We start from the raw sequence: 25,372 nt of genomic DNA on the forward strand, positions 1-25,372 counted from the left end.
CCGCACCCCCACCCCCAGATGGGAGATTCATGCCTGTCCTGCCGACCCGCCTGCGCCCGCTCGCCGTGGCCTTCGCGCTCCTCCCGTGCCTCACCGCCCCCGCGACGGCGACCGCGGCCGCACCGATCAACCCACCTCATTCCAGTGCTGGTTGTGCGCTTCCCGGCCAAACCGGCTGGACGGATGAGGGGCACGGCACCGACCACGTCCAGTTCCAGCCCGCCACCGGCACCCACCGCGTACTGACGCTGTTCGTGGACTTCCCGGACGCGCCGGCCACCGACTCCACGGCCGCCTACGCCGCCCAACTCGCTCCCGCCGCCGACTGGATGGCCAGGGCCAGCTACGGCCGCTCCCACCTGGCGATCAGCTCGTTGAACCGCTGGATCCGGATGCCGGCCGATTCGGACTCGTACGGATTCGCGCGCGGCCTCACCTTCGAGGCCCATGAGAAATACGTACGGGACGCGATCGGCGCGGCCGATCCGTACGCGGACTTCTCCCGCTACGACATGGTCTATGTCGTTCCCGCCAAGGCGGCGGCCGCGATCTCCTTCTCGCCGACGTACCTCTACGATCCGACCACACCCGGCATCACCGCCGACGGTGCCCGGCTCAAGTGGGCGGTCACCTTCGGCCAGGACATGTGGCACTGGGGCCCGAAGGTCGCCGACCACGAGACCTCCCACACCTTCGGTCTCCCGGACCTGTACTCCTTCACCGGCGCCACCCACCAGTACGTCGGCGGCTGGGACGTCATGGGCAACATCGCCGGACCCGCGCCGCAGTACCTCGGCTGGCAGTCCTGGAAGCTCGGCTGGACCCGCGACGACCAGGTGGCCTGCCTCCCCGCGGCCGGCCGCCGCACCGTACGGCTGACCCCGGTGGAACGGCCCGGCGGCACCAAGATCGCCGTGCTGCGCACCGGCGGGACGACGGCGTACGTCGCGGAGTCCCGCCGGGCCGAGGGCAACGACAGCTCCGCCTGCTCGACCGGCGTGCTCATCTACAAGGTCGACTCCGCCGCGCAGACCGGCGACGGGCCGCTGAGGATCATGAACGCGAACCCGACGGCCACCCCGCCCGCCGGCTGCACCCAGCTCGACCTCGCCGCGTACAAGCCCGGCCAGACCTTCACCGACCCCGACACCGGCGCCCGCGTCGACGTCCTCGCGGGAGGCGGGCTGGGGGACACCGTGCGCATCAGCAGGAGGTGACCGAAGGACGGGGGCAAGGCGGGGGAAAAGCGGCGGGTGCTTCAACTCGCCGTGGACATAGGGCAGTTGTGTCGGCAACCTGCTCGGCGCGCCGCTGAAGCGCGCATGGCGGCAAGGTGCGAGGGTGGAGCTTGTCCGTGGCGAAATCTGCTGGTAATCGAGCAGGCGCCACTGGTTCTACGCTCGTTACGGGGAACGCTGACGGGGAGCGCGCACGGGGACGCGGTGCGGGCGCGATCGGGGAGGTTGTCGATGGCTACTGGCACAAGGCTGCGCCCGGTGGGCGACCAGGACGTGCGACTGCGCCACCGCGTGGTCCACGGGTACCGCCGGGCGTACCGCACCGCGGGGGAAGGGCCGCCGGTCGTGCTGATCCACGGCATCGGCGACTCCTCCGCCACCTGGGCCGAGCTGATCCCCGGCCTCGCCCGCCGCTACACCGTCCTCGCCCCCGACCTGCTCGGCCACGGCGCCTCCGACAAACCGCGCGCCGACTACTCGGTGGCCGCCTACGCCAACGGCGTCCGCGATCTGCTCGGCGTCCTCGGCATCGAGCGGGCCACCCTCGTCGGGCACTCACTCGGCGGCGGCGTGGCCATGCAATGTGCCTACCAGTACCCGGAGTTGACCGAACGGCTCGTCCTGGTCGGGGCCGGGGGAGTGGGCCGCGAGGTCAACCCGGTGCTGCGCGCGGCGGCCCTGCCCGGCGCCGAGCTGATGCTCGCCCTGCTCTCGCGGCCCGCGATGCGCCGGCCGGCCCGGCTCGTCATCGAGCTGATGCGGCTGCTCGACAGCGACCTCGGCCAGGACGCCCCGGACCTCCTCGGCCTGGTGGACGCGCTGCCCGACGCCCGCTCCCGCAGCGTCTTCGTCCGCACCCTGCGCGCGGTCGTCGACTGGCGCGGCCAGGTCGTCACCATGCTGGACCGCTGCTATCTGGCCCAGGGCGTGCCCACGATGCTGATCTGGGGCTCGCGCGACAGCGTCGTCCCGGAAGCCCATGCGCATCGCGCGCACACGGCCATGCCGGGCAGTCGCCTCGAAATCTTCGACGGGGCCGGGCACTTTCCCTTCCACACCGACCCGGCCCGCTTCCTGGCCCTGGTCGAGGACTTCATCGAAACGACTCCTCCGGCGGACTGGAATGCGGAGCGCTGGCGCGAGCTGTTGCGGGGCGGGAGGTTCGGCACGCCGGTGGCCGAGGCCGACCCTGCGTACGGGGTGGTTGTGGAGCGGGGCTGAGTGCTGCCCGGGGCGCGGTTCCTTCGACTGCGGGTTTGTCGGGGCTGGTCGCTCCCCCACGTTCTCTGCTTCGCTCGGACAGGGGGGACCCCCATCGCGGCGGAGCCGCACAATGACACATCCCGCGCCCCTCAGGGGCGTTGTTCCCAGGCGCGTCGATGCCGCGCCGGCACTCTCATGGCTTCAGGGCTCACTTCTTCAGGACTGCCTCCATCACCGACTTCGCGATCGGGGCGCCCAGCTTGCCGCCCGCGATCTCCGAGCGCTGGATGTCCATGTCGGAGGGGTCGACGAACACCGCCACCGCCACCGGCGAGGTGCCGTCGCTCTGCTTGGCGTACGAGACGAACCAGGCGTACGGACGCTGCTCGCGCACATCGGTGCCGTGCTGGGCGGTGCCGGTCTTGCCGCCGACGGTGACCCCCTCCATCTTCACCTTCTTCGCGGTGCCCTCGCTCGCGGTGAACTCCATCATCTCCTGCACCTTCTTCGCGGTGCCCTCGGAGACGGCCTGGTTGAGCACCTCCGGCTTGGCCTTCTCCAGCGTCGCGAGGTCGGGGCCGCGCAGTTCGTCGACCATGTACGGCTTCATGACCTTGCCGTTGTTGGCGATGCCCGCGGTCACCATGGCCATCTGCAGCGGGGTGCTGGTGAGGCTGCCCTGGCCCATGCCCGTCAGCGCGGTCTGCGGCTTGTCGAGCTTGTCGGGGTATCCGCTCTTGGCCGTACGGACCGGAACGAACTGCTCCTGGTTGAAGCCGAACTTCTCCGCCGTCTCCCGCATCTTGTCCTTGCCGGTCTTCAGCGCGGTGTCCAGGAACACGTTGTTGCAGGACCACTGCATGCCGGTCTTCAGGGAGGCCTTGTCGCACAGCGAGTTGTCCACGTCGTTGCCGACCTGGGTGGAGCTCAGCGGCAGGGTGTAAGGAGCCGGGGCGTCCGGCATGGGGGCGTTGATGTCCGTCACGACACCGTGCTCGATGGCCGCGGCCGCGGTGAGGATCTTGAAGGTCGAGCCGGGCGGGTACACCTCGCGGATCGCCCGGTTGTTGAGCGGCTTGTTCTTGTCGGCGTCGAGCTTCTCGAACTCCTCGCCCTCCTTCTTCGAGATCCCGGCGAACACCGAGGGGTCGTACGAGGGCGTGCTCACCATCGCGAGGATCTTGCCGGAGCGCGGGTCGAGGGCGACCACCGCGCCCTTCGCCTTGAGATCCGTGAGGCCCTTGTACGCGGCCTTCTGCGCGGCCGGGTCGATGGTGGTCACCACATCGCCGCCGCGCGGGGTGTCCCCGGTGAAGAGGGACTTGGTCCGGTCGAAGAACAGGCGGTCGTCCTTGCCGTTCATCACCTTCGCGTGCACGCCCTCCAGGAAGGTCGCGCCCTGCGCCTGGGAGAGATAGCCGGTGACCGGCGCGTACATCGGGCCGTCCTTGTAGGTCCGCTTGTACTTGAGGTCGGATCCCGGGGTCTCCACCGACCCCGTGATCGGCTGCCCGCCGACGACGATGTCGCCGCGCGGCTGCGAGAACGCGTCGATCAGCACCCGGCGGTTGTGCGAGTCATTGGCCAGAGTGTCGCTCTTCACGAACTGGACCCACGTCGCCCGTATGAGCAGGGCGAGCACCAGCACCCCGCAGAAGACGGCTATGTGCCGCAGCGGCTTGTTCATCACGCTCCCAGAGATGTACCGAAAGGGGTTGAACCGGACATGTAGTGATCAGCAGAACAGGTACGGCACCTCGATGTCCAAGAGCGTTCAGTGCGTCGACGCCATAGTGATCCGCCTATCGGTGCAGGTCACGAGCGTATGACGGGAGATTCGCAGCGGTGCGGCTGTTACGGAAGGGTCATAAAGCGGTCATCGTGCGCACCGGGGCGGGCCGGATCACGGGCGTCTTCGAGCCGGGCAATGCCCGACGCCGCGTCGTGTGCAATTCACCCGGCGCACATATGGCGATCCCATACTCACTGCGCGGAAGCCCATGCGGACACCACATGAGGGATTCGACTGTGCACCACGTCGCGGAGAACGCCACACCCATGCTCTCGATATCCACCGCACCCACTGCCACCGGCTCCTACGTCACCTCCATCGCGGACTCCGAGGAACAGATCCGGGCCGCTCAGCGGCTGCGGTACCGCGTCTTCGGCGAGGAGATGGGCGCCACCCTCACCACCCCGCTGCCCGGCCACGACATCGACGCCTTCGACGCGTACGCCGACCACCTGATCGTCACCGACACCTCGGCCGGCGAAGTGGTCGGGACGTACCGGCTGCTGCCTCCCGGGCGGACCCGACGCTCGTACAGCGAGGGCGAGTTCGACCTCGGGGCGCTCGACGCGCTGCGTCCCTCGATGGTCGAGGCGGGGCGCTCCTGTGTGCACCCGGACCACCGTTCCGGCGCCGTCATCAACCTGATGTGGTCGGCGCTCGCCCGCTACGTGCTGCTTTCGGGCCACCGCTATCTGGCGGGCTGTGCGTCCGTGGCGCTCGCGGACGGGGGCGCTGCCGCCTCCAGCGCCTGGCTGCTCGGCAACGCCAAGCACTCGTCGCCGCCCGAGCTGCGCGTACACCCCCACCGCCCCTGGCTGCCCACAGGCCCGGCGGAAGGCCGCCCCAGCTATGCCGATCTGCCGCCACTGCTGCGCGGCTACTTCCGGCTCGGCGCCTGGATGTGCGGGGCGCCCACATTCGACCCCGAGTTCAATGTGGCCGACTTCTTCGTGCTGCTCGACATGGACCGGCTCGGCGACCGCTACCGCCGCTATTTCCTGGGGGACACGCGATGAACCCCTGGTCGGTGGAGGGGCCCTGCACCCCCGACTGCGTGCGCGAGACGGCGCCGCGGGTGCCGCTGACCGAGACGGCCCGCCGGTACGCGGCGCTCACCCACACCCTGATCCGCACCGTGGCGATGGGGGAGCGGCTCGCGCGCCCCCACACCCTGCGCACCCAGGCCCGCGCCGTCCTCGACGCCCTGGGCGTACGGCTCGAATCCGGGCCGGCCCCGCGCGAGCGCACCCGGGGCGCCCTGCTCGTCGCCAACCACATCTCCTGGCTGGATGTGGTGGCGCTGCTCGCCGTCGAGCCGGTCACGGTCCTCGCCAAACGGGAAGTGGGTCAGTGGCCGGTGGTCGGCACGCTCGCCCGCCGGATCGGCACCCGCTTCATCGACCGTGGCGCGATACGTGAACTCCCGCACACCGTGCGCGAGTTGACAGCCACCCTGCGCTCGGGCCGGTCCGTCCTCGTCTTCCCGCAGGCGACGACCTGGTGCGCCGTGTCGGGCGGCCGGTTCCGGCGGGCCGCCTTCCAGGCGGCCGTCGACGCGGGCGCCCCGGTGCGGCCGATGACCGTCGACTACCTCCAGGACGGCGCCCCCAGCACCGTCGCGGCCTTCCTCGGCGGCGACGACTTCACGACCTCCCTGCGCCGGGTCGCCGCCGCCCGTGGCCTGAGCGTGCGGGTCACCACACACCCGGAGCTGCGCGGCACCGACCGCCGCACCCTGGCCGCCGAGGCCCGAGCGGCGGTCTGCGGCACCCGTCCGCCGGCGCACACCGAGCCGTACGTACTCGCCTGAAAATCCCAGGGGCCCTCTAAGCTGGGCAGCCATGTTCGCACCCCAGGGCCCCACCCTCCGTGAGCTCGCCGTCCAGGCGCTGTCGTCCGTCGAGCACGGCTACGACCTCCTGGCCCCGAAGTTCGACCTCACCCCGTTCCGCACGCCCGAGGTGATCCTCGCCTCCGTGGCCGGCGTACTCGACGGGCTCGGCCCCTTCGGCAGGGGTCTCGACCTGTGCTGCGGCACCGGCGCGGGCCTCGGCGTCCTCGGCAAGGTGTGCCGCGACGGCGTCACCGGGGTCGACATCAGCGCCGGGATGCTGGCGGTCGCCGCCCGCGCGCACCCGGAGGCCACCTTGGTGCGGGCCGACGCGCGGGCGCTGCCGCTGAGCGACGGGTTCGATCTGGCCGTCAGCTTCGGGGCGTTCGGCCACTTCCTGCCCAAGGAGCGGCCGAACCTGTTCGCCCGGATGCATGCCGCGCTGCGGCCGGGCGGCCGCTTCGCGTTCCCGGTGGTGGCTCCGTTCCGGCCCGGCAGCCCCGGCCACCTCGCCCTGCTCGGCTTCGACACGGCGATGCGGGTGCGCAACGCGCTGTGGCGTCCCCCGTTCGTCATGTACTACCGCGGGTTTCGCCTCTCGGACGTACGACAGGAACTCGCGGCCGTCGGCTTCGGCGTCGAGCTGTACGCCCTGGAGGAGCTCGGCCGCCGCAGGGACGGCAGTCCGCGTGCCCGGCTCGTGGTCGCCACGAAGTAGGGGGAAGGGGCCTCGCCCGCACGGACGAGGCCCCTCCGTCTTCCCGAGGCGACAGCCTCGACTGCCTTCAGGAACAAGCGAGTTGAGGTGCGGCCCAGTCCGCGTGGTCGTAGTCGACCCCGTCGCCGGCGTCCGTCACGACCAGCTTCAGCTCGTATCCGCCGGTCACGTCCGCGCTGATCGCCTTCGCCGCGTCCGCGCCGGTGACCTTGCCGCTGTCGGCGGCGAGGGTCCCGTCCCGGTACACCTGGAAGTCGACCGAGCCCTTCGCGCCCACCTCGTCGTCCACGCCGACGCTCGCCTTGAACGCGGTGCAGGTGCCGCCGAGGTAGTACGTCACCGTGGACGCCGCGTGGGTGCCGAGGCCCTTGGGGTAGGTGGTGCCGTTGATGGTGAGGGTCTTGCCGTCGCCCGCGGCCTGTTCGCCGTTGCTGAGGTCGCGCTCGACCGGGCCCCAGCCGCCGGCTGCCGAGGTCCAGGTCAGGTCGCTGAGCGCGTGGGTGCCCGCCGAGGGGCCCTGGCCGCAGGCCAGTTGGGGGGCGGCCCAGTCGGCGTGGTCGTAGGTGATGCCGTCGCCGCCGTCGGTGACCACGAGCCGCAGCTTGGCGCCGCCGCCGAGATCCGCCGTCAGGTGCTTGGGCGGATCGCTCGCGGTGCGCACGCCGCTGTCGGCGACGAGCGTGGTGTCGCGGTAGATCCGGAAGACGACCGAACCGCCCGCCGTGGACTCGTCGTCCACGCCGACGTCGACACCCAGCGAGCGGCAGCCGCCGCCCAGGTAGTACGTGATGTCCGACGCCGCGTGGGTGCCGAGGCCCTTGGGGTAGGTGGTGCCGTTGATGGTGAGGGTCTTGCCGTCGCCCGCGGCCTGTTCGCCGTTGCTGTGGTCGCGCTCGACCGGACCCCAGCCGTTCACCGCCGATGTCCACGGAAGGTCGCTGAGCTGGTTGAGCCCGGTCGGCGGGGGCACCGGCGTGCCCGGCGTCACCCGGTACATCACCGTGCCGTGTGCGGGCACCGATGCGCTGATGGTGCCGGTGGTGCTGCTGGTCTGCTTGGACCACAGGTCCTTCAGCGCGTACGAGGACGCGCCGCCGATGCCGATCGCGTCGACCGTGGTGGAGATGGTCTGGGCCGATGCGTTCTCGTTGGTCAGGGTGACCGAACGGCCCCCGTCCGCGAGGGGTTTGGACATCACGACTCGGCCGCCGGAGCTCGACACCACCGTGCCCTGTTTGCCGAGCGAGTCCTGGTCGACCGCGATGACGTCGGTGTTCTTGAGGATGGCGAGCGTGGCCGCGCTCGGGTTGCGCAGATCGCTGCCGATGAGCAGCGGCGCCGCCATCTGCGACCACAGGCTGAAGTGCGTGCGGTACTCGGTGTCCGTCATGCCGCCGTTGCCGACCTCCAGCATGTCCGGGTCGTTCCAGCCGCCGGGACCGGCATAGGGGGCCAGCGGCTGGTTCTGGTGGGCGATGCCGATCATGCTGGACCAGGAGTCGCTGATGTCGCCCGTGGTGCGCCAGGAGTTTCCGGTGCCGGACGCCCAGTTCCAGGGCTGGTTGGAGCCCCACTCGCAGATGCTGTAGAGAATGGGCCGGCCGGTCGCCTTGAGCGCGTCGCCCATCGCCTTGTAGCGCTGCTTGGCGTCGGCTCCAGTGTTGTTGCAGTTGTCGTACTTGAGGTAGTCGACGCCCCACGACGCCCACAGGTCGGCGTCCTGCTGCTCGTGGCCCAGGCCGCCGGGGAAGCCCTGGGTGTCGCAGGTCTTGGTGCCCGCGCTGGAGTACAGCCCGAACTTGAGACCCTTGGCGTGCACATAGTCCGCGACCGCCTTGATGCCGTGCGGGAAGCGCACCGGGTCGGGGACGAGGTTGCCGGAGGCGTCCCGGTTGGGCAGCGCCCAGCAGTCGTCGATGTTGACATAGGTGTAGCCGACGTCCTTGAGGCCCTGCGCGACGAAGGCGTCCGCGATGCCTTCGACCATCGACTCGTTGAACTCGGCACGGCAGTGCGTGGAGTTCCAGTTGTTGAACCCCATTTGCGGGGTACGCGCCAGACCGTTGTCCACGGCCGCGGCCGGTGGTGCGGCCGCGACCTCCACGGCGACCGTCACACCGCCCGCGACGAGGGCGAGGGTGCCCAGAGCGGCGGTCAGGCGCTGTCTGAAGTTGTGCAGTTCGGTAGTCAAGTGCGGCTCCGGTGAGGGTAATTGGCGCACAAACGAACGGCGTCGAACGAAAGCAACCACATCTCAGCGGTCGGGCAAGTGCATGTCAAGAGAAGTGGAGAGGGAGTCGCGAAAGTGTCCCCCCGCGCTCGGCGGGTCCCGCGCGGGCGCGCGGGCGGCCTGGCGCCGCCACTCGGTGCTGCGCAACTATCCGGTGCTCGGGCACGCGCGCTTCCTGACGGAGGCGATCCGGCCGGAGATGCAGCAGTACTTCGTCGAGCGCGACTACGACGGGCGCCCCTTCGACCGCGAGACGCGTTCCGCGGTGTACGAGCGGGCCAAGGGCACCGCGGACCAGGACCCGTTCGGCACCGAACGCGACGTGTACGAGCCCGGTTACGAGTTCTTCGCCCACTCCGTCGCGCCGTGCCCCGTCCCGGACGAGCCGTTCACCGTCCGCGTCGGCGGGCCCGGCTGCACCCAGCCGTACGACATGGCCCTTCTGAACGTGTCCGCGATGAGCTTCGGCTCGCTGTCCGCACAGGCGATCCTCGCGCTCAACCGGGGTGCGAAGGCCGGCGGATTCGCACACGACACGGGCGAGGGCGGCATCTGCGCATACCACCTGCGCTACGGAGGCGACCTGGTCTGGGAGGTCGGCACCGGCTACTTCGGGTGCCGCACCCCCGACGGGGGCTTCGACGCCGAGGAGTTCGCGCGGAAGGCCGAGGGTGAGACCGTCCGCTGTGTCTCGCTCAAACTGTCCCAGGGGGCCAAGCCCGGCCGGGGCGGGGTGCTGCCCGGCGCCAAGGTGACCGCGGAGATCGCCCGGGTCCGGGACGTACCGGAAGGCGAGACGGTGATCTCGCCCAACCACCACCGGGTGTCCTCCACCCCGCGCGAACTCGTCCGGTTCATCGCCCGGATGCGGGAGCTCGCGGGCGGCAAACCCACCGGGTTCAAGCTCTGCGTGGGCAGCCGCCGTGACGTCCTCGCCATCTGCAAGGCCATGCTGGAGGAGGACATCACCCCGGACTTCATCGTGGTGGACGGCGCGGAGGGCGGCACCGGGGCCGCCCCGGTGGAGTTCGTCGACCATGTGGGGACCCCGCTGACCGAGGGGCTCTCCATCGTCCACAACTCCCTGGTCGGTGTGGGTCTGCGCGATCGCGTACGGATCGGGGCGAGCGGCAGGGTCGCCACGGGCGCGGACATCGTCAAACGACTGATCCAGGGAGCCGACTACACCAACGCGGCCCGCGCCATGATGTTCGCCGTCGGCTGTCTCCAGTCGCAGCGGTGCCACACCAACCACTGCCCCGTCGGTGTCGCGACGCAGGATCCGCAGCGGAGCCGGGCGCTCGATGCCGAGGACCAGTACCGGCGCGTGCGGCGCTTCCAGGAGGCCACCGTGCACAGTGCCATGGAGATCATGGCCTCGCTCGGCGTGAGCGACCCCGCCCAGCTGCGGCCCCAGATGCTGCGTCGCCGCACCTCGCACCACGCGGTCGCCTCGTACGCCGAGCTCTACACCTGGCTGCGGCCCGGCCAGTTGCTCTCGCCGGCCTTCCTGCCCGAGGAGTGGGCCAGGTCCTGGAAAACGAGCGACCCGGACTCGTTCAGCCCCTGAACGCCGGCGCCCGGCGTTGCTGTCCGGCGGGTGGCTCAATCCCCCGCCCCACCCCTTACGGCCCATGGCCCCGTACCGGCAGGGGTACGGGGCCAGGGGATGCGTGCCCGCAGGGAACGTCAGGCCGACTGCTGGAGGCTCTGCAGTGACGCCACCAGTTCGTCCACCTCCTCCGGGGTGTTGTACAGCGCGAAGGAGGCGCGGGCCGCCGACTCCAGGCCGTAGTGGGCCAGTGCCGGCTGCGCGCAGTGGTGGCCGGCCCGGATCGCGATGCCGTCGCGGTCCAGCCAGGAGGCGATCGCCGCCGGGTCGTGACCCGCCATCGTGAACGTGAGCACCGCGATCCGGCCCGGCGCCGACCCCAGGACCTCCAGACCCGGAACCATCCCCATCGCCTGCTGCGCGTACGCCGTGAGCCCGTCCTCGTACGCCGCGACGGCGGCCCGGTCGAAGGACGTGAACCAGTTCAGCGCGGCGAGGAGCCCGACCACGCCCGCGATGTTGCCGGTGCCGGCCTCCATGAGGTGCGGGACCGGGGCGAAGGTGGTGCGCTCGAAGGACACCGAGTCGATCATGTTGCCGCCACCCTGCCAGGGCCGCAGGCCCGCGAGGACCTCCGGCTTGACATAGAGCGCGCCGATACCTGTCGGGGCGTACAGCTTGTGCCCGGAGAAGGCGTAGAAGTCGGCGTCCAGGTCCGTCACGTCGACGGGCAGGTGGGCGACCGCCTGCGCGCCGTCGACCAGCACCTTCGCCCCGTAGCGGTGCGCGAGCGCGGTCATCTCGCGCACCGGCGGAACCGTGCCGAGCACGTTCGAGGCCTGGCTGATCGCGACGAGCCGGGTGCGGGAGGAGAGCAGGTCGGCGTAGGCGTTCTGGTCGATCCGGCCGTCCGGGAGGAGTGGGATCGGCACCACGCGCGCTCGGGTCTCCTTCGCCACCAACTGCCACGGCACGATGTCCGAATGGTGCTCCAGGACCGGGACCAGGATGTCGTCGCCGGGGCCCAGGTTCGCTCGTCCCCAGCTCTGCGCGACCAGGTTGATCGCCTCCGTCGTGCCCCGTACGAACACGATGGAATCGGGGGACGGCGCTCCCAGGAAGTCCGCGACGGCCGCCCGGCCCGCCTCGTACATCTCGGTGGCCTCGCGGGCCATGGTGTGCGCGCCCCGGTGGATGTTGGAGTTCGACGCGCTGTAGTAGCCGGCGAGCGCCTCGATGACCTGGCGGGGCTTCTGGGTGGTGGCCGCGTTGTCGAGCCAGACCAGCGGGTGCCCGTTGACCGTGCGGTGCAGGATCGGGAAGTCCTTGCGCGCCGACTCCGGTGTGAATCCGCCCGGTTGGCGGCCCGGCAGAGCCGTCCGTTCCGTGACGTCAGGAGTAGTCATGGTAGTTGGACACCTCGACGTTCTGCAGCACGGCGATCGCATCCTCCACCAGGACCGCCGTGTTGAAGTACGCGGTCATCAGGTACGAGGTGATGCCCTTCTGGTCCACGCCCATGTTCCGCATGGACAGGCCGGGTTCGATCTCGTCGGGCACCCCGGCCGGGCGCAGCCCGACCACGCCCTGCTCGGCCTCGCCCGTGCGCATGAGCAGGATCTCCGTGGTGCCCACGCTGCCGCCGCCCGAGAACCTGACCTTGTCGGAGGGCAGCAGCGGCACCCCGCGCCAGGTGAGCAGCGGGCTGCCGAACCGGGTGTCGGTCACCGGCGGCACACCCCGCCGGGTGCACTCGCGGCCGAACGCGGCTATCGCCTTCGGGTGCGCGACGAAGAACCCCGGCTGCTTCCACACCTTCGCCAGCAGCTCGTCGAGGTCGTCGGGGGTCGGCGAACCGGTGCGGGACTGAACCCGCTGACCCGCGGACACGTTGTTGAGGAGGCCGAACTCGGGGTGGTTGAGCAGGGCCGCCTCCTGCCGCTCACGCAGCGCCTGCACCGTCAGGTTGGACTGGGCGCGGGTCTGGTCGATCGGCCCGTTGTAGAGGTCCGCGACCCGGGTGTGGACGCGCAACACCGTCTGGGCCAGCGTCATGTGGTACTCGCGGGGCGCGTCCTCGTAGTCGACGTATGTGCCGGGCAGATCGATCTCGCCGACGTGTCCGGAGCTGAGGTCGATGGGCGCCTCCGAACCCGGCGTGACGCCCTCGCCGGAGGTGAACGCGTCCATCGCGGTGCGCAACTGCGCGCTGCGGTCGGCGAGTCGGGTGAGCGTGGCCCTGTCGGCGCACAGCGCGGTGCCGGGGGTGAGCGCCCTGACGCGGTACGGCATCGGCTCGCCGCGGGTCCACGCGTCGAGGTCGAAGAACTGGCCGTCGCCCGCCACTTCGAGCAGCGCGTCCTCGCCGTACCGGCCGGTGACGCGCTTCTCGGCGCGGCCCTGCACCAGGATCCACAGCCGGTCGGCCGGGTCGCCCTCCTGCACAAGGACCTGGCCCGCGTCGAACGTCACCGGCGTGAAGGCGCCCGCGAGTTCGCCGAGCAACGCGTCCTCGCAGTCGCATAAGTAGGGCAGCTCGCGCAGGTCGCCCGGCACGACGCGCGGGGTGCCGTCCTCGTCGTACGTGCTGATCCGGTCGTCACCCAGGACGAACGAGCGGCGGCGGTTGACCCGGTAGACGCCGGATTCGACATCCACCCAGGGCAGGGCGCGCAGCAGATAGCGCGGGGTGATCCCGCGCATTTGCGGAACGGTCTTGGTGGCGGTGGCGAGTTGGCGCGCCGTGTCCGGGCTGAGACTCATCCGCTGGTTATTCACAGGAACGTTCACCGGTACCTCCTCGACGGGGCTGGACGAGGACCGATCGTGTTCCTGGAAATACCCGCACCACAAGGGGCATGTGCCAACGGCAGGCCTGAAATGGCGGTGAATGGGCCGCGAAAAACCGCCCCGGCGCAGGTCGGGGCGGATCCGGCTCACGGCATATGAGACTCAATTCAAACGTGCTGTACCCGCTATTAGATCCTGAAAGCCTTGCTTATGGGAATGCTGAATCCGGTCGAATTCATGGGCCCGCGGCGTGAATGCGACGGGGAAATGATCAGCGGGCCGCACGTTCCTCCACCGAGGCGCGCCAGCCCGCCCTTTCGGTGGGTGTCTCCGGTTCGGCCGCGGGTGCGCGGTGGCCGCCGCGGGCGAAGAATCCGGCGAGCGGGAGGGTGGCCGCGCCCACCGTGACGGCGTCCGGCCCGAGCCGGCCGAGCTCGATGGTGACGCGCTCCGCCGGATGGCGCAGGGCGTAGGAGGTGGCATGGTGCCGCACCGACTCCAGGATGTACGGGGCGAGTTGGAGCCCCGCCCAGCCGCCGATGAGGATGCGCTCCGGGTTGTAGAGGTTGATCAGGTCGGACAGGCCCGCGCCCAGATACTCGGCGGTCTCCTCAAGGACCGCGAGGGCGACCGGGCTGGCATCGATCCCCGATTCCCCGGGATGCGCGGCCGCCAGCAGCGCTGTCACCGCCGTCTCCTCCGTGGTCCCGGGCGCCAGTTCGGCACCTGCCTCGCGCCAGCGCTCGATCAGCGCCTCGGCCCCCGCGTACGCCTCCAGGCAGCCGAGCGCCCCGCACCGGCAGCGCCGGCCGCGGACGTGCACGGTGGTGTGACCCCACTCGGCGGCGCTGCTGTGCGCACCCCCGTAGATCGCGCCGTCCGTCACGATGCAGGCGCCGACGCCGGAGCCGAACAGGACGATCACCGCGTCGGACGCGCCCCGGCCGCCGCCGAACCACATCTCGGCCTGCCCGAGCGTCTTGGCGCCGTTCTCGATGAAATACCGTGTGCCGAGCGGTAGTCGGAGGGTGTCGCGCAGCAGGGACTCCAGCGGAACCGCGTCCCAGCCGATGGTCTGGCCGTGCACCACGGCTCCGTCGGGGGAGCTCCGGTCGACGATGCCCGGCACGCCGACACCCACGCCGAGCAGCCGCTCCGGATCGAGTCCGCTCTCGCCGAGGACGGCGGCCACGCCCTCGCCGATCCGGCCGACGATGTGCCCGACGTCGTAACCGCCCGCTTCCAACGACAGCTCCGCACGGGCGAGTTCACGCAGAACCAGGTCGAACAGCTCGACCCTGACCCGGGTCTCGCCGACGTCCACGCCGATGAGATAGCCGCTGTCCGGGGCGACCCGCAGCAGGGTGCGCGGCCTTCCGCCGTCCGAGTCCACCACTCCGGCGTCCTCGAGGAGACCGTCGGCCACGAGCTCGGCGACGACATTGCTGATGGAGCCCGAGCTCAGCCCGGTGGCGGGGCCGAGCGCCTGGCGGCTCATCGGGCCGTCGAAGTACAGCCGTCGCAATACCGCGCCGCGGTTGTCGCGACGAAGATCGCGGACGGTCCTGCTGTTCGGTGTGGCCATGTGGCTCCCTCCCTGCGTGCAACATACCGGTGCGGAAGCCTGTGCCGCGCCCCTGTCCGGCGACTTAACTCATGTCCTGAATTAAGGCGTGAGGTCGATGGGGGTGCGCAGGGAATGGTCAACTGCCCATCTGTCAGGGCTGGTTGACCCGGCCCGGAGGGTCGTCGTCCAGGTGCGCCACGAGGCGTTCGAGGAAGGCCTGCTGGCCCTGGACGAGCAGGGCGGCCGCGGCGTCGGGGGACAGCCAGGCGAAGCGGTCCATCTCGGGGAACTCGCGCACCGTGCCCGACCCCCGCGGCCACTCCATGGTGAACGTGCCCGGCACCGCGTCGGCCGGATCCAGGTCCGCCTCGACCGCCCACACCGTCACGGTCTTGCCGCCGCGCTGGACGATCTCACCCAGCGGAACGAGCGGGCCCTCGGGCGGCGGCAGCCCCAGCTCCTCCTCGAACTCCCGCCGGGCCGCGGCCCGAGGCGCCTCCCCGGCGTCGTACTCACCCTTGGGAACCGACCAGGCGCCCGCCTCCCGCCCGGCGAAGAACGGTCCGCCCATGTGCCCCACGAGCACCTCGATGCCGCCCTCCACCCTGCGGTACAGCAGAAGCCCCGCGCTGCGTTTTCCGGCCATGCCGCCAGTCTGCGGGTCCGCCGCGCGCGGCGCCACGGGGCGGCGGTATTGGTGGGCTTCAGGTTGATATGTATGGGTATCCGGCTGTCGAGGAGGTGGTGCACATGGCGGACTTCGGACGTCACGAGACGCCTGAGGAGCGTGCCGACCGCAGATGGGGGGATCTGCTCCAGGAGCTGAGGGTCGCGCAGACCGGCGTGCAGATCCTGTTCGGGTTCCTGCTCGCGGTCGTGTTCCAGGCCCGGTTCACCACACTCGACGCCACCGACCGGGGCATCTACGTGACGACGGTGGTCCTCGGCGCGACCACGACCGGGGCACTGATCGGCCCTGTCTCCTTCCACCGGATGCTGGCCGGACGGCGGCTCAAGCCGCAGACGGTGACCTGGGCGTCGCGGCTCACCGTCGTCGGCCTGGTGCTGCTCCTGTGCACGGTGGCGAGCTCCCTGCTCCTCATCCTGCGCGTCGCCCTGCACAGCGCTCTGGCGCCCTGGCTGGTCGCGGGCGTCGTGTGCTGGTACATCTGCTGCTGGTTCGTGCTGCCGGGCCTGGCCCGCCGGCGCCACCACGACCGGCCGTCCTAGGCACCCTCCTGCTCGGAGCGCTCGGCCCAGACGGCGAGCGTGAAGGAGTGTCCCGCCGGGTCGGCGTAGACGCGCTCGTCGCGCCGTCCGTTGTTGTCCTTGGTGTCGACGGGCATCGCCCCGAGGGTGATGGCCTCCCGCTCGGCGGCGTCCATGTCGCCGTACGCCACGACGATCCTCAGGTGCGCCTGCTGGGAGTCGTCGGGGCGCGGCCAGCTGGGCGGCGCGTACCCGTGGTCACGGCGGATCGCGAGATGGACCCCGTCACCGCCGACGACCTCGACGAAGTCCGGGTCGCAGGCGGTGCGGATCTCGCCGCCGAGCAACTTGGCGTAGAACTCGGCGAGTTCGACGGGCTCGGCACAGTCCAGAACGAGAATGCTGGTCTTGGAAACACTCATGCGGGCCGGGTGCCCGCAGGGCGCCCCGCCTAACGCGGCTCGGGGCCAACCGCGGTTGGTTGCTCCCGTGGTTCCCCCGCGCCTCTGGCAGGATGCGGTTCGGGTGGGGGCATGGGCGCCGCCCGGTCACGCCGGCATGCGGGCGCCCCGTACGACGGGGGACCCCGTCGCGTAGTGGACGTACTCGCGCACCAGCCGGAACCCCGCCGTCCAGGCGAGCAGCCGGCTCGCCCGGTTGTAGCGGGAGCAGGTCCAGCTAGCCGTGCGGCCGCGTGCCGCGATGTCGCGGCTCAACGCGACCACACAGCCCAGCGCGAGCTGTCGACGGCGCTGGTCGGGGGCGGTGACCACCGCGATGTCCTCGTATGTGCCGCCCCGGAAGTAGGTGCAGGCGACGGCTAGGAGAGCCCCTTCGTGGAAGGCACCCCAGGCGTGTCCTGAACGGCCGAGCCCCGACGGGCCGCCCCAACTCGCGTGGATCCAGGCCGAGTCGGGGGCCAGCCTCACGAGCGCGGGCGCGTCGGCCGAGGTCAGCGGGCGGATCGTCACGCCGCGCGGGGGACGCGGGGCGGCGGCCCGCTCCCGCTGCACGTACACCATGCGCTCCCACGGCACGACCCGGTCGAAGGAGGCACCGAGGACCGGCAGGAAGCGGCCAGGCGCTTCGATGTAGCGGTGTGCGAGCGGTGCGAGGCCCGCCGGATCGAGCGTCCCCGGGTCGCCGCGCAGGAGCACATGGCCCGCGCAGTCGAGGGCGATCGTGCGCGGCTGCACGGCGCGGTCGGCCCACCCGTGTCCGTTCCCGGTGGTCAGTACGTGCTCGGCCAGGGCCGCGGGGCCCGGCTCGGCGGCGCACAGCCGGCGGGTGTGGGCGGCGAGCTGGTACGGAAGGAGTTCGATCACGACGGGCTCCCTTCGGAGGTGGGGGTCAGGCCTCGTGGCCGGCGCGGAGTGGAGCGGGCTTGTTCCGGCGGCACGAGGACGCGACCGGCCATGACGGTCCCGTGAAGAGCGCGGTTCACTCCGCCAACTCCCTGGTGTCCAGCGGCCGTCGCCAGGCGACGAGCCGGTGCACGGCCGCCAGTTCGTGCTCCAACGGGGACGGCGGCACAGCGAGGACCGGGCAGGTGGCGTGCGCGAGGCAGTAGCGGGCGACCGACGGGCGCAGCGCACGGCGGAGCAGGCCGCGGGTGCCGGTGCCCAGGACCAGGAGGTGCTCGGGCCGCTGCGCCGCCTCCACCAGAACGGCGCCCGGCGTGCCCCGTACGACCATCGCTTCGAGCGGCACCGGCGGGCCGGCCGGGCCGAAGGCCGTGTCGAGGGCCTGGACGAGCTGGCGGCCCGCCACCTCGCGGCACTCGGCGAGCAGCCCCGGATCGGGGGAGCCCCGGTGGCCGAGCTCGCCGCCGGGCGGCGCCCAGGCGAGAACCGCCACCAGTGTGCCCCCGCCGAGCGAGACCTCCCGCGCCGCGCGGTGCAGCGCCGTCAGACTGCCCAGTGAGCCGCTGACCCCGGCCACCACCCGTCGCCCACCGGCCCGGTCCATGACGTCCACCTCGTACTCGTATCGCCTTCCGCTCATCTGCAGAGCATCCGTCGAGCAAAGCCCCTGGACGCCCGATCGCAGGGCGCGTTGGCGCTTTCCTGACGAAGGATCGGGAGACCCTGACGGGCTCATGACGCCGGGCCCGGCGTCGCGTCAGCATCCCGTCAGCACACGCCCCCTCGCCGTCAGCATCGCGTCAGGGCACCGGTCCGCCGCTCCTCGCGGGCGTAGCGTCGCCGATGTGCCCCGGCCCGCCTCCCCGTGCCGGGGCCGCACAGACCACCGCGAGGATCCTCCAGGAGGAATCCCATGCCGAAGACCGACTGCGGCGACGACCCGGAACCCTGCGAACGCACCCCGGCCGGACCGCTCTTCGTACCCGTCCGGCCGGGGCCCGCAGGGTGTGCGGCCCGGATGTTCCGCACCCCGCTCGGCGACCGCACCGCCGTCGGATTCACCACCCGCGACCGGCTGGCCGCCACGCTCGGCCCCGACCAGGCCTGGATCAGCCTTGCCGAGCCCGCGCTGCGGGCGCTCGCCGCACCGCTCGGAGTCACCACCGTCACCGTGGATCCCCAGCTCTCCGCGCCCGCCGTCACCCGCACCACCCGGTCCTGGAGGGTCCGCGACGTGAGCGTGACCGGAGCCGCCGTCGTCGCCGACGCGCTCGCCCTGTGGATCGGCTGAGAAGGAGTACGTAGCCCATGACCATCATGAACATGCCGACCGGCCTGACGCCCGCGGACGACCTGTCGGTGTGGCCCGCCTCGACCGCCCGGGTCGGCCACGGCGGCCTCGTAGTGGGCGCCGTCCCGCTCACCGAGATCGCCGAACGCTTCGGCACCCCCGCCTACGTCCTCGACGAGGGAGAGGTGCGCGAACGCTGCCGCACCTACCGCAGCGCGTTCCCCGAGGCCGAAGTCCTGTACGCGGCCAAGGCGTTCCTGTGCCGGGCCATGGCCCACTGGGTCGACGAGGAGGGGCTCGGCCTCGACGTGTGCTCGGCAGGCGAGCTCGAACTCGCCGTCACCGCCGGGTTCCCCGCCGAACGGATCGTGCTGCACGGCAATGCCAAGTCCCCGCACGACATCGACGCCGCGCTGCGCCTCGGCGTCGGACGCATCGTCATCGACAGCCCGTCCGAGATCGCCCGGCTCGCCGCGGCCGTCGGGCCGCACGGCCACCAGAAGGTCATGCTCCGGGTGGTGCCGGGGATCAGCGCGGGCGGCCACGACAAGGTCCGTACCGGTACGGACGACCAGAAGTTCGGCCTCTCCCTCACCGACGGCCACGCCCAGCACGCCATCGCCCGCATCCTCGGTCAGCCCCAGCTCGAACTGACCGGTCTGCACTGCCACTTGGGCTCGCAGATCACCACCGTCAAGCCCTATCTGTCGGCGGTCCGCCGCATGGTCGGCCTGATGGCCCGCATCCGCGAGACCCACGGGGTCGAACTGCCCGAGCTCGACATGGGCGGCGGGCACGGCGTCGCCTACCGGCCCGGCGAGGACGGGCTCGACATCACGACGCTGGCCCGCCGGATGCGCGCCGAGCTCGCCGAGAGCTGCGCGGCGGCCGGGCTCACCGTGCCCCGGCTGCTCGTCGAACCGGGCCGCGCGGTCGTCGGCCCCGCGGGCGTCGCGCTCTACCGTGTGCTCGCCGTCAAACGCACCGGCGACAACCTCTTCGTGGCGGTCGACGGCGGCATGAGCGACAACCCGCGGCCCGCCCTGTACGGAGTGCGCTACGCGCCCCGGCTGATCGGGCGGGCCTCGACCGCCCAGTCCTGCAAGGCGACCGTCGTCGGCCGGCACTGCGAGGCGGGCGACGTTCTCGCCTCGGCGGTGGACCTGCCGGGCGACATCCACCCCGGCGACCTGCTCGCCGTGCCGGTGGCGGGCGCCTACCAGCTGTCCATGGCGTCCGGCTACAACATGGTGGGCCGCCCGCCGGTGGTCGCCGTCGCCGACGGGCACGCCCGGCTCCTGGTGCGCCGCGAGTCCCTGGAGGACTTCCGAAGCCGCGACGTCGGGCTGTGAGCCGCCCTCACGGGGCCATCCGCGCGGAGGGGCGGCGGCCGAGGAGTTCGGCGAGACCCCGCCGGGTCGCGGCGAGCACGATCCGGTCCTCGGGCCGCAGGACGTAGCCGGGCGGCAGCTGCCACACCAGGTCGCCCGGGGCGCCTCCGCCCCGGCGGCGGGCGGCGCCCAGGTCGGGGACGCGGTCGGCGGGCAGGGACGTGTCGAGCGCGAGCACCCGCCAGGCGCCCTCGCGGAACGCCTCCTCGACGGTGCGGCCCTCCAGCTGCGGGTGGCCCGCCACATCGACCGCCGCGAAGAGCAGCACTTTGCGCTCGACCGGTATGGCGCCCAGGATCTGACGGCCCATCATGGCCCCGGCGAAGGCGGGCGCCGCCAGGTGGGAGACACTGCGGCTGCGGGTCATGGCCTGCGGGTGGGCGGCGCGCAGCGTGCGGTAGACGGCGGTGGCGAAGTCGTCGTCGTACAGGCGCATCACGACCCGCAGATCGGGCTTCACCGAGCGGGCGTACAGGGCCGCTTCGAGGTTGGTGGTGTCCGAACTGGTCAGCGCGAGCAGCGCGTGCGCCCGGTGGACACGGGCCGACTCCAGGATGCCCTCCTGGGTGACGTCGCCGATGACGGTGGGCACCCTCAGGCGCCGGGCGAGTGCGATGCCGCGGGCCTGAGGGTCGGACTCCACGCACACCACGGGGATGTCGAGCTCGCGCAGGCGCACCAGGACCCTTGCGCCGAGCTTGCCCATGCCGAGCAGCACCACGTGCCCGGACAGGCCGCGCGACGGGCGGGGCAGCGCCGAGGCGCTGCGGAAGGTGCCGAGCCCTTCCAGGACCGCGGCGATCAGGACCGGCAGCAACAGCAGCCCCGTGAGTCCGGACAGGAGTTGGAGGATCTGGCGGCCCACGGGCTGGTCGATGGCCGGGTCGTCGATGGCGAAGATGTCGAGCAGGGTCAGATAGGCGGCGTGCAGCGGATCGTCGCCGGTGGTGAGCCAGGTCGCGATGGCGAGCGCGACCACGGAGGCGACGATTCCGGCGAGCGACCATCGAAGCCGCCGCGAGAACAGCCGGCCAAGGGGCGCGCCGAGATCGGTGAGGCGGCCCGGCGGCTGTGCGGGGCCGGTGTAGGTGACGGTCTCCAGGACGACCCGGCCGCGCCGGTCGGCCTCGTCCATCGACCGCTCGTCGGGCAGCAGGCGGGGTCCTTCCGAGCCGCTGCGGTCCGAACCCTCCGCGCCCGCCGGGTCGTTGGTGGTCGACGAGAGCAGGGCCAGCGTGCACAGGCCGGGGTCGGTGACCTCGCCGCGGCGCGGCGGCGGGCGCTGTCCGGCCCGCAGCAGCACCCCGTCGGCGTGCACGACCTTGGTGGTGCCCGCGAGGGCGGTCGCGGCGAGCGCGGGCGCCGCGGTGTCGGCGTCGGACAGGACGGTGGTGGAGGCCTCGGACGCGGCCGCGCCGGGATCCGGGGCCGCGAGAGCGGCGGCCTGGTCGAGCAACTCCTGGAGGTACTGGCCGAGTTTGCGGTTGTAGAGCCGGATGACGAGCCGGACGCGCGGGTTCAGGCGCCGGGCGATCAGGGCGGCCCGGATGTTCGTCTCGTCGTCGCCGTGCACCAGCGCGAGCGCCGCGGCGCCCTCGATGCCGGCTTCGAGGAGCGCCCCGTCGTTCGGCTCGACCGCCTCGACGAGCCGGGAGTCGCCCGCCCGGTCGGAGCCGGGCACGGGGGCGCGGAGCATCGCGGACGTCATGCGGCCGAACAGCGCCGAGGCCCTGGTCCGGCCGCCCGCGGGGAGCCGGGCCGAGCGGGTTCCGTTCTCCGGCGGTACGACGAGGACCACCCGCTCCCCGTACACCTCGCGCAGTTCACCGGCGAGCCGGTGGGCGAGCGCGTCGTCCCCGCTGACGACCATGTGTCCGACGGGCGGCCCCGCCCACGGCTGGGACGGGAGCGGCTGCTGAGGAAGTGAAGGCACACCCCAGACCTTGCCTCATCAGGTGGTGCCGCGTCGACGGGCGGCCGGTCGGGCCGACGGTCTGCCCCCGGGTCCCGACAGGCTTCAACTACCGCTTTCGGCCAGTCTGTTGTAGCGCAGCAGATACTCCGCGAACCGGTCCAGGTCCTGCGGCTCCCAGTCGGCGAGCCGCTCGTGGAAGGCCTGGCGGCGCAGCTCGGCCGCCTCCGCGAGCTTGGCGGTGCCCGCCGGGGTCAGCTGGAGCACCTGGATGCGGTGGTCGTCGGGGTCGCTGATGCGCTCGACGAAGCCGAGCTTTTCGAGCCCCGCGATCTGGCGGCTGATCGTCGACTTGTCGAGCATGTAGTAGGCGGCCAGATCGGTCGCCCGGCAGCCCTGCTGGTCCTCCAGATGGGAGAGCAGGGTGAACGAGACAAGTGAGAGCTCCGGGTGCATCCGGGCGGCGGCGGCCCGGGCACGCCGGGCGAACGCGGTCAGCTCACGCTGGATGGTGATGACCGACTGGTCTCGGCTGAGCACGACTGATCCCCTTTCGTCTCCACGGGTCGGTTGTAGAATACAACGCCGTGATGGGTGCGGGGAACGGCGCCGCGCCGGATCCTTCGCCTCACTTCTCGGACCGCTCCTCCCGCGGGGGCTCTTCACGCGGAGGCTCCTCGCCCATGCGCTCGTCACCCAGGGTGCCGAGCGCCTCGGTCAGCCAGCCGATCCAGAACGTCTCCAGCTCGATGCCGCCGCGGAGCACCAGATGCCGCAGCCGGTCCTGCTCGCTGTCCCGCTCCGGCGGGAAGTCCTTCGTCTCGATCCCGTGATACGTCGCCAACTGGGCGCGGTGCAGGGCGAGATGGCGCTCCAGCTCGGCCCGGAGTCCGCCGGTGCCGATCACCGCCGCGGCCCGCATCCGCAGCAGCAGCGGGTCCCGCATCGGCTTCGGGTCCTGGCCGGCCGCGGCCCACTGGGCGAGCTCGGCCCGGCCCGCGGGCAGCACCTCGTACTCCTTCTTCTGCCCGCGGGCCGGGGCGGCGGACGGCAGTGCGCGGATGAACCCGGACTGCTCCAGCTTTCCCAGCTCGCGATAGATCTGCTGATGCGTGGCCGACCAGAAGTAGCCGATCGACTTGTCGAAGCGGCGCGTCAGCTCAAGCCCCGACGAGGGCTTTTCGAGCAGTGCGGTCAGGATCGCGTGCGGGAGGGACATGACCGCATCCTAGGTTCGGCCGGGAGCTTCAGAGCGTCGCGGCCAGCCGGGTGCCCTGGTCGATGGCGCGCTTGGCGTCCAGCTCGGCGGCCACGTCGGCGCCGCCGATCAGGTGCACCGTCGCCCCGGCCGCGCTGAGCTCCTCGTACAGGCCGCGCCGCGACTCCTGGCCCGCGCACAGCACGACGGTGTCGACGGGCAGCACGGTGGACTCGCCGTCCACGGTGATGTGCAGGCCCGCGTCGTCGATCCGGTCGTAGCGCACGCCCGGGACCATGGTCACGCCGCGGTGCTTGAGCTCGGTGCGGTGGATCCAGCCCGTCGTCTTGCCGAGCCCCGCGCCGACCTTCGTCGTCTTGCGCTGGAGCAGGTGCACCTGGCGCGGCGGCTTGGGCCGCTCAGCCTTGCGCAGCCCGCCACGCTCGCCGTAGGCGGTGTCGACGCCCCACTGCCGGAAGTACGTCTCGGCGTCCAGGCTCGCCGCGTCACCGCCGTCGGTCAGGAACTCGGCGACGTCGAAGCCGATGCCGCCCGCGCCGACGACCGCGACCCGCTCGCCGACCGGCGCCCCGTCGCGCAGCACGTCGAGGTAGCTGACGACGCTGGGGTGGTCCGAGCCCGGGATCCCGGGGGTGCGCGGGGTGACGCCGGTCGCGATCACGATCTCGTCGTACGAGCCGCCGTTCAGGTCATCCGCGTTCACCTCGGTGTTCAACTGGACGTCCACGCCGTGCAGTTCGAGCTGCGTACGGAAGTAGCGGAGCGTCTCGTCGAACTCCTCCTTGCCGGGCACCCGCTTGGCGATGTTCAGCTGGCCGCCGATCCGGTCGGCGGCGTCGAAGAGGGTGACGGCGTGGCCGCGCCCGGCGGCCGAGACGGCGAAGGCGAGCCCGGCCGGGCCCGCGCCGACCACGGCCAGGCGCTTGCGCAGCTTGGTCGGAGACAGGACCAGCTCGGTCTCGTGGCAGGCGCGCGGGTTGACCAGGCAGGAGGTGATCTTCCCGCTGAAGGTGTGGTCGAGACACGCCTGGTTGCAGCCGATGCAGGTGTTGATGGTCTCGGCGCGGCCCGCGCTCGCCTTGGCGACGAACTCCGGGTCGGCGAGGAAGGGCCGCGCCATCGACACCATGTCCGCCCGGCCCTCGGCGAGCAACTGCTCGGCGACTTCGGGGGTGTTGATGCGGTTGCTGGTGATCAGCGGGATCGACACCGACCCCATGAGCTTCTTGGTCACCCAGGTGTACGCGCCCCGGGGCACCGAGGTGGCGATCGTCGGGATGCGTGCCTCGTGCCAGCCGATGCCGGTGTTGATGATCGTCGCCCCGGCCGCCTCGATGGCCCGCGCGAGGGTGATGACCTCCTCCAGCGTCGAGCCGCCGGGCACCAGGTCCAGCATGGAGAGGCGGTAGATGAGGATGAAGTCGCTGCCCAGGCGCTCGCGCGTGCGGCGCACGATCTCGACCGGGAAGCGCATCCGGTTCTCGTACGAGCCGCCCCAGCGGTCGGTGCGGTGGTTGGTTGCTCCGGCGACGAACTCGTTGATGAGGTAGCCCTCGGAGCCCATGATCTCGACACCGTCGTATCCGGCCGACTTCGCGAGCTCGGCCGCCCGCACGAAGTCCGCGATGGTCTGCTCGACCTGGTCGTCGCTCAGCTCATTCGGCACGAACGGGCTGATCGGCGCCTGGAGCGCGCTCGGCGCGACCAGGTCCTGGTGGTAGGCGTACCGCCCGAAGTGCAGGATCTGCATCGCGATCCGGCCGCCCTCGCGGTGCACCGCGTCGGTGACGGTCCGGTGCTGGGCGGCCTCCGCCTCGTCGGTCAGCTTCGCGCCGCCCGGGTAGGGCCGGCCGGCGTCGTTGGGCGCGATGCCGCCGGTGACCATGAGGCCGACCCCGCCGCGGGCCCGCTCGGCGTAGAACGCGGCCATCCGCTCGAAGCCGTTCTCGGCCTCTTCGAGCCCGATGTGCATCGAGCCCATCAGCACCCGGTTGGGCAGGGTGGTGAACCCGAGGTCGAGGGGGCTCAGCAGATGGGGGTACGCGGTCATGGGGGCGCCTCCGGG

The 25,372-nt window shown here is 71.6% G+C and carries 22 protein-coding genes; 9 read left to right on the forward strand and 13 right to left on the reverse strand.

Going from position 1 to position 25,372, the window contains the following annotated elements; genetic code table 11:
* Positions 1-29 precede the first annotated feature (29 nt).
* Entirely contained in the window at positions 30-1,217 is a 1,188-nt protein-coding gene (locus ABD346_RS09310) for a M6 family metalloprotease domain-containing protein (RefSeq protein ID WP_344373693.1), read from the forward strand.
* Between the two features lie 252 nt (positions 1,218-1,469).
* On the forward strand, positions 1,470-2,459 hold the full coding sequence (locus ABD346_RS09315) for an alpha/beta fold hydrolase (protein ID WP_344373695.1): 990 nt from the start codon (positions 1,470-1,472) through the stop codon (positions 2,457-2,459).
* 190 nt (positions 2,460-2,649) lie between these two features.
* Here the strand turns inward: ABD346_RS09315 and ABD346_RS09320 are convergent, their stop codons facing one another.
* The gene (locus ABD346_RS09320) at positions 2,650-4,128 is read right to left on the reverse strand and encodes a peptidoglycan D,D-transpeptidase FtsI family protein (RefSeq protein WP_344373697.1); all 1,479 of its coding nucleotides are present in this window, start codon (positions 4,126-4,128) and stop codon (positions 2,650-2,652) included.
* A 326-nt stretch (positions 4,129-4,454) separates the two neighbouring features.
* Here ABD346_RS09320 and ABD346_RS09325 point away from each other — a divergent pair, with 326 nt between their 5' ends.
* From ABD346_RS09325 to ABD346_RS09335, 3 genes are read left to right on the forward strand one after another with little or no spacing between them, the layout of a single operon-like run.
* Positions 4,455-5,249: a GNAT family N-acetyltransferase gene (locus tag ABD346_RS09325; protein ID WP_381228472.1), complete on the forward strand. Its 795-nt coding sequence runs from the start codon at positions 4,455-4,457 to the stop codon at positions 5,247-5,249.
* Complete coding sequence (locus ABD346_RS09330; RefSeq protein WP_344373699.1) at positions 5,246-6,043, forward strand: lysophospholipid acyltransferase family protein; 798 nt, start codon at positions 5,246-5,248, stop codon at positions 6,041-6,043. Before ABD346_RS09325 ends, ABD346_RS09330 begins: the two co-directional genes overlap by 4 nt.
* A gap of 31 nt (positions 6,044-6,074) precedes the next feature.
* Positions 6,075-6,782, forward strand: coding sequence for a class I SAM-dependent methyltransferase (locus ABD346_RS09335; protein ID WP_344373701.1), 708 nt, complete (start codon positions 6,075-6,077; stop codon positions 6,780-6,782).
* 67 nt (positions 6,783-6,849) lie between these two features.
* Here ABD346_RS09335 and ABD346_RS09345 read toward each other — a convergent pair whose 3' ends face one another.
* The gene (locus ABD346_RS09345) at positions 6,850-8,973 is read right to left on the reverse strand and encodes an NPCBM/NEW2 domain-containing protein (protein ID WP_381228477.1); all 2,124 of its coding nucleotides are present in this window, start codon (positions 8,971-8,973) and stop codon (positions 6,850-6,852) included.
* Positions 8,974-9,055: 82 nt separating this feature from the next.
* Here ABD346_RS09345 and ABD346_RS09350 point away from each other — a divergent pair, with 82 nt between their 5' ends.
* A complete protein-coding gene (locus ABD346_RS09350; RefSeq protein ID WP_344373703.1) occupies positions 9,056-10,582 on the forward strand; it encodes an FMN-binding glutamate synthase family protein in 1,527 nt (508 codons plus the stop codon).
* A gap of 119 nt (positions 10,583-10,701) precedes the next feature.
* Here the strand turns inward: ABD346_RS09350 and ABD346_RS09355 are convergent, their stop codons facing one another.
* The 4 genes from ABD346_RS09355 to ABD346_RS09370 all read right to left on the reverse strand — a co-directional run bounded on the left by ABD346_RS09355 (position 10,702) and on the right by ABD346_RS09370 (position 15,567).
* Positions 10,702-11,970 (reverse strand): SufS family cysteine desulfurase, encoded by a 1,269-nt coding sequence (locus ABD346_RS09355; protein WP_344373705.1) that lies wholly within the window; start codon positions 11,968-11,970, stop codon positions 10,702-10,704.
* Positions 11,957-13,327 (reverse strand): family 2B encapsulin nanocompartment shell protein, encoded by a 1,371-nt coding sequence (locus ABD346_RS09360; RefSeq protein WP_344373707.1) that lies wholly within the window; start codon positions 13,325-13,327, stop codon positions 11,957-11,959. Before ABD346_RS09360 ends, ABD346_RS09355 begins: the two co-directional genes overlap by 14 nt.
* Positions 13,328-13,625: 298 nt before the next feature.
* On the reverse strand, positions 13,626-14,939 hold the full coding sequence (locus ABD346_RS09365) for an ROK family transcriptional regulator (RefSeq protein ID WP_344373709.1): 1,314 nt from the start codon (positions 14,937-14,939) through the stop codon (positions 13,626-13,628).
* Between the two features lie 133 nt (positions 14,940-15,072).
* On the reverse strand, positions 15,073-15,567 hold the full coding sequence (locus tag ABD346_RS09370) for an NUDIX hydrolase (RefSeq protein WP_344373710.1): 495 nt from the start codon (positions 15,565-15,567) through the stop codon (positions 15,073-15,075).
* Positions 15,568-15,671: 104 nt separating this feature from the next.
* Here ABD346_RS09370 and ABD346_RS09375 point away from each other — a divergent pair, with 104 nt between their 5' ends.
* Complete coding sequence (locus ABD346_RS09375; RefSeq protein WP_344373712.1) at positions 15,672-16,151, forward strand: DUF6328 family protein; 480 nt, start codon at positions 15,672-15,674, stop codon at positions 16,149-16,151.
* On the opposite strand, the gene ABD346_RS09380 is transcribed toward ABD346_RS09375, so the two are convergent.
* The 3 genes from ABD346_RS09380 to ABD346_RS09390 all read right to left on the reverse strand — a co-directional run bounded on the left by ABD346_RS09380 (position 16,148) and on the right by ABD346_RS09390 (position 18,134).
* Positions 16,148-16,552, reverse strand: coding sequence for a VOC family protein (locus ABD346_RS09380; RefSeq protein WP_344373713.1), 405 nt, complete (start codon positions 16,550-16,552; stop codon positions 16,148-16,150). The two genes, ABD346_RS09375 and ABD346_RS09380, sit on opposite strands and share 4 nt — an antisense overlap.
* 126 nt (positions 16,553-16,678) lie before the next feature.
* Positions 16,679-17,455 (reverse strand): GNAT family N-acetyltransferase, encoded by a 777-nt coding sequence (locus ABD346_RS09385; protein ID WP_344373715.1) that lies wholly within the window; start codon positions 17,453-17,455, stop codon positions 16,679-16,681.
* A 115-nt stretch (positions 17,456-17,570) separates the two neighbouring features.
* Positions 17,571-18,134 carry a universal stress protein gene (locus tag ABD346_RS09390; protein ID WP_344373717.1) on the reverse strand — a complete coding sequence of 188 codons (564 nt, stop codon included), beginning with the start codon at positions 18,132-18,134 and terminating at the stop codon, positions 17,571-17,573.
* A 273-nt stretch (positions 18,135-18,407) separates the two neighbouring features.
* Here ABD346_RS09390 and ABD346_RS09395 point away from each other — a divergent pair, with 273 nt between their 5' ends.
* A complete protein-coding gene (locus tag ABD346_RS09395) occupies positions 18,408-18,785 on the forward strand; it encodes an SAV_915 family protein (RefSeq protein ID WP_344373718.1) in 378 nt (125 codons plus the stop codon).
* Positions 18,786-18,802: 17 nt separating this feature from the next.
* On the forward strand, positions 18,803-20,137 hold the full coding sequence (gene lysA, locus ABD346_RS09400) for a diaminopimelate decarboxylase (RefSeq protein WP_344373720.1): 1,335 nt from the start codon (positions 18,803-18,805) through the stop codon (positions 20,135-20,137).
* Positions 20,138-20,144: 7 nt separating this feature from the next.
* Here lysA and ABD346_RS09405 read toward each other — a convergent pair whose 3' ends face one another.
* The 4 genes from ABD346_RS09405 to ABD346_RS09420 all read right to left on the reverse strand — a co-directional run bounded on the left by ABD346_RS09405 (position 20,145) and on the right by ABD346_RS09420 (position 25,357).
* A complete protein-coding gene (locus ABD346_RS09405) occupies positions 20,145-22,046 on the reverse strand; it encodes an NAD-binding protein (RefSeq protein WP_344374446.1) in 1,902 nt (633 codons plus the stop codon).
* A gap of 147 nt (positions 22,047-22,193) precedes the next feature.
* Positions 22,194-22,628, reverse strand: coding sequence for a MarR family winged helix-turn-helix transcriptional regulator (locus ABD346_RS09410; protein WP_344373722.1), 435 nt, complete (start codon positions 22,626-22,628; stop codon positions 22,194-22,196).
* A gap of 88 nt (positions 22,629-22,716) precedes the next feature.
* Positions 22,717-23,307 (reverse strand): PadR family transcriptional regulator, encoded by a 591-nt coding sequence (locus tag ABD346_RS09415; protein ID WP_344373724.1) that lies wholly within the window; start codon positions 23,305-23,307, stop codon positions 22,717-22,719.
* Between the two features lie 28 nt (positions 23,308-23,335).
* On the reverse strand, positions 23,336-25,357 hold the full coding sequence (locus ABD346_RS09420) for an oxidoreductase (RefSeq protein WP_344373726.1): 2,022 nt from the start codon (positions 25,355-25,357) through the stop codon (positions 23,336-23,338).
* Positions 25,358-25,372 lie beyond the last annotated feature (15 nt).

Source organism: Streptomyces mauvecolor, assembly GCF_039532965.1.
Taxonomy (GTDB): Bacteria; Actinomycetota; Actinomycetes; order Streptomycetales; family Streptomycetaceae; genus Streptomyces; species Streptomyces violascens.